Genomic DNA, 7798 nt, shown 5'->3' with positions numbered 1-7798 from the left:
GCCCGCGGATACCACAACCGGCCCGCACTGACCGCCGAACGGTTCGTCGCCAACCCCTACGGCCCACCCGGCCAACGCATGTACCGCACCGGCGACCTCGTCCGCTGGCACCCCGACGGCAACCTCGAATACCTCGGCCGCCGCGACCTCCAAGTCAAAATCCGCGGCCACCGCATCGAACTCGGCGAAATCGAAGCCACCCTCACCACCCACCCCGACATCACCCACGCCGCAGTGACAGTCCACCACGACCACCACACCGGCGACCAACTCGTCGGCTACGTCGTCCCCCGCAACCACACCCCCCTCGACCCCACCACGATCCACACCTTCGCCGCCGACCACCTCCCCGACTACATGGTGCCCACCCCCATCACCATCCTCGACGCACTACCCCTGACCACCAACGGCAAGATCGACCGACGAGCACTCCCCGCACCAGCGCCGCTGAAGCGGCAGTTCCGACCACCGGTCACCCCCACCGAACACACCATCGCCGACGTCTTCACCGACGTCCTCGGCCACGACCGAATCGGACTCGACGACGACTTCTTCACCTTGGGCGGCAACTCGCTGCTCGCCATCCAGGTCAGTGCGCGGCTGCGAGAGGCTCTCGACGTCGAGATGCCAGTGGCATGGCTCTTCACTGGCGCCACGGTGGAAGCGATCGCCAGTAGAGTCGAGGCGGTCTCCGACGGGTCGACACCTATTGCGCCGACCGGACCTTCGGCATTCGACGTCCTGTTCCCGATCACATCAGCTGGAGATTCCGACCCGATCTTTTGCATACACCCGGCTAGCGGATTGGCCTGGTGCTACGCAGGTTTGGCTCGATACACCGAACCGAGACAGCGAATCTACGGGCTGCAATCCCCCGAACTCGTCGAAGACGACCCGCATCCCCGTTCCATCGAACAGTTGGCGGAGCACTACGTCCGGGAGATCCAGGCCGTGCAACCAGACGGGCCGTATCACCTGCTCGGCTGGTCCTTGGGCGGAGTTATTGCCCACGCCGTAGCCACACGATTTCGCCTTCTCGGGAAGCAGGTCTCGATGCTGGCGATGCTGGACAGCCGGTTCCGCGAAGCGGAATCGACTGCAAACCAGGAATTCACTGTTGAAGACATCCTGGTCGAGCTAGCCGATCTGTTTGGATTCGGTGCCGAAGACTTCGATGCCGCGGGGAAAACCATGTCGGCTGAACAAGCGACCGAACTGATTCATCTGCGAACCGGAGCATTCGAGTTTCTCCAGCCATCACACGTGAAGCGGATCGTCGAATCCTTCAATGACGCGCCACGGTTGGTCGCCGACTACCACCCCGCCGTGTTCGACGGAGACATGGTCTTCTTCGCCGCCGCAGCTGGCGAGATGACCCGGGAGGTTGCCGAAAGTTGCTGGCAACCATACATAACTGGTTCAATCGACTACTATCCTATCGATGCCACGCATATTCGTATGACCACGCCGCGAGCGTTGGCGGACATTGCACGAGTTCTCAACACCTACCTCGTCGACGCTGTCAGTTAGCGGCGCCTCCTTGTGTCAAACGAACTACTCGATGGTGCAACGACCGCATGAAATCGCCATCTCGCGATCCAGCCGGACAAGGGGCAGCTGATTCCGTCCACCGCGACGGCGCGGTTGCTGCCCGAGACGCTATTCGGCGAACGCTATGTGTCGCTGATCGTTCCCCAGGGAGACACGGCTCCGCCGATCCAGGCCGGCGGGACACGCTGGCGAACACACTCGGCGTGCAGTTCATCAACCCGAAAGGGCGCTACCTGCCCAACCAGGACGAGCCGCGCCTGCTCGACAATCGCGGACCGGCCTGCTACGACGTCACCGGGGTCCACGATCAGGTCCCGGGATACGGAGCCCAGATCACGCCCGCAAGTTACGCGGGATCGAAGATGCAGGCGCCCCGCGCCATGAGGGGAACCGAAGTGGCGTGCGAGTGACGACGCTCCTGGGACCGTCGCCCGGTTTCCGGACGGTAGATCGTCAGATCGCCGCCGCGAGGACCTCGACTCCCGGTCCGTGGAGGTCGTCCAGCGCCACCCTCCGACCGGAGACGGCCAGGAGAAGCGAAAGGGCGGTGCCGCTCACCTCGGGGCCGTCGCCGATCGACATCTCGACGTCCGCTGCCGTCAGCCGGACGCGGGCCACGAGTTCTTTGGCGCCGCCGAAGTACGCCGGAGTGCGCGCCTGCAGGCGGAGCGATCTGTCGACGGCCTCCGCCGGGTAGGAGCGGGTGAGTCCCAAGGGCCGACGGATGTCCTCACCGTGGACGATCTCCTCGACGAGCCGGCTGTCGAGGGGCGCCGGAGGCGTCGACGTGCGCGACGCCACACGACGAAGCCGCTCCAATGTCTCCTGCGGTGAGGCACCGCGCTCGCGTTCCACGCCGCGTGCGTTCTGGCGGTCGAAGTCGAATCGCGCCCGGGCGAGGCCGACCATGAAGCCGAGGCGCGTCGTCCGAGCCGTGTCGACCAGGTGGGCGACCACGTCGTGCACCGTCCAGTCGCCGCAGAGCGACGGCTCGTCCCACCGTGCCGCGTCGAGACTCCCGAGGTCGTCGATCAGCGCCGCACGCTCCGCGTGCACCATCGACCAGACATATTCCACAGCTCGCTCCTTCGGTCGGCCACATCGTATGCACGGTAAGACTCGTCGAGACACGGAATCTCATCGCTGCTCGGGGAACGACCGAATGAGAGCCGACCCGCATGGTCAGCTGTCGATGGCGAGCACGTCTGCGAGGTTGTCCAAACTTGCCCGCACCATGCGTGAGTACGCCTTCGCGACTATCGGGTCGGCCAGCTTGCCGAAGATTCCTCCGAGGCCACTTTCGCTGTCGGTCCGATAGGTGAACAGGGTGCCGCCGTCGACTTCCTCGAGCCTCGTCGTCGCGGTGAAGCCGACCTTGCTCTCCACCGACTTGGACGTGGCCATCTTCAACGGTTCGTACTCGACGAATTCGGTCACGGGTCGAGCCGCCTACCCAGAATGCGGGTTACCCCGCGCCACCGGGTGCCCACCCCGAGTTGGCCTCGTCACGCTCCTTGCTCGGTCGGGCCACGATGGAGACCGGTCTGTTTGATCCTCCCGCTATACCTGGTCGCTATCACTGATGGTTAGCGCGTCAAAGCGCTGGTAGCGGTGTAGACACGACAAGACCGCGAAGCGCCGGCGAATCCGGTGCTGGATCGATCCGCCGAGGAGCAGAGATGATCGAATCATGACAACGGATCGCCGTACGCTTCGGAACACCTTCGAGTTGGCCGCCGAGAAGTACCACGCCGCTCGGCCCAGCTATCCGTCAGCGCTCTACGATGAACTCGTCCTCACGTCCGGACTGCGCCCAGGTGACTCGCTATTGGAGATCGGCGGAGGTACGGGCAAGGCCACCGTCGAGCTCGCGCGGCGGGGCTTCACCATTACGTCGATCGAACTCGGGCATGACCTGGCAGCGATCGCGCGTGAGAATGTAGCGCCGTTCCCTCACGCCGAGGTGGTCTGCGCCGATTTCGAGCAATGGAGGCCTGCGCCAGGCGTGACCTACGACCTCGTGTTCGCGGCAACCTCCTGGCACTGGATCGACCCCTCGACGCGATACATCAAGGCGGCCAGCCTTATTCGCCCCGAAGGACATCTGGCTTTCTGGGGTGCACAACACGTGTTCCCGGAAGGTGGGGACCCGATCTTTCGTGACATTCAGCCCGTCTACGAGGAGATCGGCGAAGGTCTCCCGGATGCCGCGACGTGGCCGCGCCCGGGTGAACTCGCCGATCATCGGGCCGAAATGTGGGAGTGCGGGCTCTTCGACAATGTCGTGGTCCGGAACTTCGACTGGGAAGTCAGCTACGACGTGGACGGCTACCTCGACCTTCTTGACACCTTCTCCGGTCACATCGCCATGGCGAAGTGGCAACGGGAACGGCTCTACAGCGAGATTCGTCGCCGAATCGCCGAGCGGCCCGATCACTGCATCCGGCGGCACTTCGGCGCGGTCCTGCACATTGCCCGCCGTCGCAGCTGATCTTCACGCATTTCGCGCCAGACGGCCGACGACCCGACCGACTCTCCGGTCAAGCCCGGGGCGCATCACAGGCTTCGGTGTGGCCGTCCAACGCACATAGGCGAAGGCGGCTTGGTTCCGCACCTCCGAACAGTGCGACTGCCAACCCCAGAACACCTCCACTGCCGGCCAACACCGCACCGAGTAGGAACATTCCACTCATCAGACCCTCCCCTCTGTCCTGTCCCCATTACAGCAGGCCCCCACCCGGACACGGGCTCCGGCCTGCCGGACAGATCCCAACTCCCGCTTCAGCAGGACTCGACGGCGACGACGCGACGTGCGGTTGTCGATGGGAGGAGCGCGAGGACGAGGGCCAGCACCGTCAGGACGAGGACCAGGACGGCCACGTAAAACCATTGTCCGTTCGCCCAGGCGATTCCTCCGACCCAGCCGAACAGGCTGGAGCCGGCGTAGTAGGAGACGTTGTACAGCGCCGTCGCCTGTGCGCGACCCGTTGTCGCGTGGGCGCCGACCATGCCGGATGCGACGGCATGGCCGACGAAGAGTCCGCCGGTGATCGCCGCCACGCCGAGGAGGATCAGGACCAGCGATCCGGCGACGCTGAGCATCGTCCCACCTGCCATGAAGGCACAGGCCGACACGAGCACGGTTCGGTGACCGAACCGGCCAACCACCCAGCCGGCGGCGCGAGAGCCCGCCGTGCCCGCCAGATAGGCGAGAAAGATCAGCGACACCACCGTGGGCGCGAGGTGGTACGGAGCGGCCTCGAGGCGGAAGGGGAGGTAGTTGAAGACGGCCACCATGCCGCCGACGAGTAGCGCACCGATGCCGAACAATGCCAGCAGGCGGGTATCCCGCAGGTGGATGGCAAGGATCCCGGTGGACGGGACGGCCACTCGCCGCCCCCGACCGGCGGGAAGCAACGCGATCAGGATGGCCATCAGGATCGCCAGACCTACGCCGAGGATCGCCAAGGCCGGACGCCACCCGAGGTGATCGGCGACCGGGACGACCAGAAGTCGACCGCTCAAACCACCCAATGATGTTGCTGCCACGTAGGAACCGGCCAATGCTGCGGTCCGCGCCGGCGCGGCGACCTCGTGGAGCAGTGTCATCGCCAGCGCCGGTAGTCCCCCGAGCGCCACTCCTTGGACGAATCGTCCCGCCACCAGCGCGTCGAACGTCGGGAGCCAGGGGACGGCCACGGCGAGCAGTCCCGCGGTTGCCGCCGCGTACCGCATCGCGGTGGGGCGCCCCACTCGATCCGAGAACCGGGCCCACGGCAGAACCGACAACGCCAGCCCGAGCGTGGCCGCGGAGACCAGAAGTGAAGCCTGAGCCGGGCTCACGGAGGCGTCGTGCCCGATTTGCGTGAGGAGCCCCTGAGGCGCGTACATCAGGGCAAAGGTCGCCACGCCGGCACACCACAGGGCCGCCGACAGTCGGCGGTCCGGATTTCCCGCCGGCAGCGTGTTCTGCTGGGCAGCCGCTGCGCGGGTGTCCTTCTCCGTCAAGCGGGTGGCCGACATGAAGTCGACGGTAGATCCGAAGAACTGATGAATCCAATGCAGAACCATCCATCGACTCATACAGTTGAGTTATGAATAGCGAGACCGTCAAGGCGCTGTTGCCGCACCTCCCCGTCCTCGTCGCGCTCGGCGAAGTCGAACACGTCACTGTCGCTGCCGCGATGCTCGGGATGCCCCAGCCCACGGTCAGCCGGATAATCCGCCGACTCGAAAGGCAACTCGACATCTCGCTCCTGGAACCGGACGGCCGCGGCGTGCGCCTGACCGATGCCGGCCGGACACTGGTGCCTTACGCACAGCGCGCACTCGAGGCGGTGGTGGACGGCCTCGACGCCGTGCAGTCCGAAGACCGACAGGCGCGGGCCACCGTTCGCGTCGCCTTTCAGATGTCGCTCGGCGAGCACCTCGTGCCCGAGTTGATTCGCACCGTCCGCGCGACGGATCCGACGATCCGGTTCGTCCTCAGTCAGGGCGCGCGCCGCACGTGCCTGGACGCCCTCCTCAACCGTGAGGCCGATATCGCGCTCGCCTCCCGTCTCACCCCACCGCCCGAGGGCCTGACGGTCACGCCGCTGTTCGAACAGCCGCTCGTCGTCCTGGTGCCCTCCGAACACCCGCGGGCCGCATCGACCTCGACGACGATCCGTGACCTCGCCTCCGAGCCGATCGTCACTCTCAAGCCGGGCTACGGACTCCGGGGATCGCTCGACGACCTGTTCGCCCGAGCCGGTGCCCTACCCACGATCGCGTTCGAAGGAGAGGACGTGCACACCGTGCACGGCCTGGTCGCATCCGGCTTGGGCGTGGGCATCGTGCCGGCCACGGATACTCCCCCACCCGGGTGCGCGCAGATTCGCCTCGACGATCCCCGAGCCTTCCGCGACATCGGTGCCGCGCGCCTACCCGGTCCCCCGAGCGTCGCGGTCACCACGGTTATCGCTGCCCTCATAACGCTCACGTCGACGGAGAGCGGGGAGACCCCGTGAACCGCGAACATCTCCAACACGATTACGGCCTCCGTTTCGACTGGGGCCTGCCGGGGGCGAAAGCCGTCGGCGCCGACGCCGACGTCGCGGTCGTAGTGGACGTCCTGTCGTTCACCACCACACTCACCGTTGCGGTCGACGCCGGCATCGACGTCCTGCCCTACCGGTGGAACGACGATTCTTCCGAACGCTACGCCCGTGACTCGGACGCGGTCCTCGCCGTCGGACGCAGCCGGGCGGCGAACGGGCAGATCAGCTTGTCGCCGAATACGATTCGACGGACCGCGGCGCCGCGCAGGTTGGTGCTTCCCTCGCCGAACGGATCGACCATCAGCTTCGAGCTCGGCACCGGAACCGGCGTGTGCGTCGGGGCGTCCCTACGGAATGCGACCGCTGTTGCAGACTGGATCGCCCGGCACTGCACGTCGACGTCGGTGGTGTCGGTGATCGCCGCCGGGGAGAAATGGCCGGGCGGCGAACTCCGGCCGGCGATCGAGGATCTGTGGGGCGCGGGCGCCGTGCTGTCCGCTCTGACGGCGATCGGTCGGGGCGCTGACGCGTCGCCGGAAGCCCTGGCGGCGATGACCGCCTGGCGCGGTGTCGCGGACACCCTCCCGCAGTCCCTCGCGGCGTGTGCGTCGGGACGGGAGTTGCGTGCCTCGGGATACCCGCAGGACGTCGTAATCGCCGCCGAGGTGGACCGGAGCACCGCCGTCCCGGTCCTCGAAGATCGCGTCTTCCGAGCGGCTGCGCAATAGAGTGAGCGCCATGTTCGATACCTGGGACGCCGACGCTCCTGGAGTCCTCCGCCTGCCGTCCGGGCGGCTGGTCCGCGGCCGGGGGCTGAGGCGACCACTCCCCGACGGTCCCCTCCCCGATTTCGCCGTCTACCTGCTGGGGCGGACGCCGCCGCCGGTGCAGTGGGACTCACGGTGGGTCCGCTGGCCCGACTTCGCGTTGCCGCGGGACCGCGACGACACCCTCGATGCGCTGGGTGAGGTGTGGCGCCGCGCCGCGACGGAACGGGTGGAGTTGGCATGCGGGGGCGGTCGCGGCCGGACGGGCACAGCCCTCGCCTGCATCGCCGTGCTCGACGGGGTCCCGGCGCGGGACGCCGTCGCGTACGTCCGGCAGCACTACCACCGTCACGCGGTCGAGACACGGTGGCAGCGGCGGTATGTCGGACGGTTTACCGCGGCACCGTCCTCCTGACGCACCCGACACGAGGACGCCGGCGG

Annotated in this window: 8 protein-coding genes and 2 pseudogenes; 7 read left to right on the top strand and 3 right to left on the bottom strand. The window is 66.7% G+C overall.

Translation table 11 applies throughout. The features are described 5' to 3' along the window. The 3 genes and pseudogenes from ACNJ7E_RS22165 to ACNJ7E_RS22160 form a co-directional block, all read left to right on the top strand. Positions 1-1530 (top strand): thioesterase domain-containing protein (locus ACNJ7E_RS22165; protein ID WP_418340962.1); only part of this gene is annotated, 1530 nt, incomplete at its 5' end. Positions 1531-1590: 60 nt separating this feature from the next. Then, positions 1591-1734: pseudogene (locus ACNJ7E_RS44025) on the top strand (MCE family protein); the annotation flags it as partial. Between the two features lie 20 nt (positions 1735-1754). Then, complete coding sequence (locus tag ACNJ7E_RS22160) at positions 1755-1961, top strand: hypothetical protein (protein WP_280784658.1); 207 nt, start codon at positions 1755-1757, stop codon at positions 1959-1961. Between the two features lie 43 nt (positions 1962-2004). On the opposite strand, the gene ACNJ7E_RS22155 is transcribed toward ACNJ7E_RS22160, so the two are convergent. Together ACNJ7E_RS22155 and ACNJ7E_RS22150 are read right to left on the bottom strand one after the other, a co-directional pair. Further along, on the bottom strand, positions 2005-2628 hold the full coding sequence (locus ACNJ7E_RS22155; RefSeq protein ID WP_418340961.1) for a maleylpyruvate isomerase family mycothiol-dependent enzyme: 624 nt from the start codon (positions 2626-2628) through the stop codon (positions 2005-2007). 105 nt (positions 2629-2733) lie between these two features. Then, positions 2734-3053: pseudogene (locus ACNJ7E_RS22150) on the bottom strand (SRPBCC family protein); the annotation flags it as partial. 188 nt (positions 3054-3241) lie between these two features. On the opposite strand from ACNJ7E_RS22150, the gene ACNJ7E_RS22145 reads away from it, so the two are divergent. Beyond that, entirely contained in the window at positions 3242-4042 is an 801-nt protein-coding gene (locus tag ACNJ7E_RS22145; protein ID WP_418340960.1) for a class I SAM-dependent methyltransferase, read from the top strand. A gap of 290 nt (positions 4043-4332) precedes the next feature. Here ACNJ7E_RS22145 and ACNJ7E_RS22140 read toward each other — a convergent pair whose 3' ends face one another. Continuing rightward, positions 4333-5634: an MFS transporter gene (locus ACNJ7E_RS22140; protein WP_418340959.1), complete on the bottom strand. Its 1302-nt coding sequence runs from the start codon at positions 5632-5634 to the stop codon at positions 4333-4335. Between the two features lie 11 nt (positions 5635-5645). On the opposite strand from ACNJ7E_RS22140, the gene ACNJ7E_RS22135 reads away from it, so the two are divergent. From ACNJ7E_RS22135 to ACNJ7E_RS22125, 3 genes are read left to right on the top strand one after another with little or no spacing between them, the layout of a single operon-like run. Further along, the gene (locus ACNJ7E_RS22135) at positions 5646-6560 is read left to right on the top strand and encodes a LysR family transcriptional regulator (protein WP_418340958.1); all 915 of its coding nucleotides are present in this window, start codon (positions 5646-5648) and stop codon (positions 6558-6560) included. Further along, entirely contained in the window at positions 6557-7318 is a 762-nt protein-coding gene (locus ACNJ7E_RS22130) for a 2-phosphosulfolactate phosphatase (RefSeq protein ID WP_283334744.1), read from the top strand. The genes ACNJ7E_RS22135 and ACNJ7E_RS22130 overlap by 4 nt, the downstream gene beginning before the upstream one ends. 10 nt (positions 7319-7328) lie before the next feature. Next, positions 7329-7772 carry a protein phosphatase gene (locus ACNJ7E_RS22125; protein ID WP_418340957.1) on the top strand — a complete coding sequence of 148 codons (444 nt, stop codon included), beginning with the start codon at positions 7329-7331 and terminating at the stop codon, positions 7770-7772. Positions 7773-7798 lie beyond the last annotated feature (26 nt).

The organism is Rhodococcus mengyinensis (assembly GCF_048381435.1).
GTDB classification, from domain to species: Bacteria; Actinomycetota; Actinomycetes; order Mycobacteriales; family Mycobacteriaceae; genus Rhodococcus_F; species Rhodococcus_F opacus_D.
The sequence above is the reverse complement of the archived record's forward strand: the minus strand, read 5'-3'. Positions and strand labels throughout refer to the sequence as shown.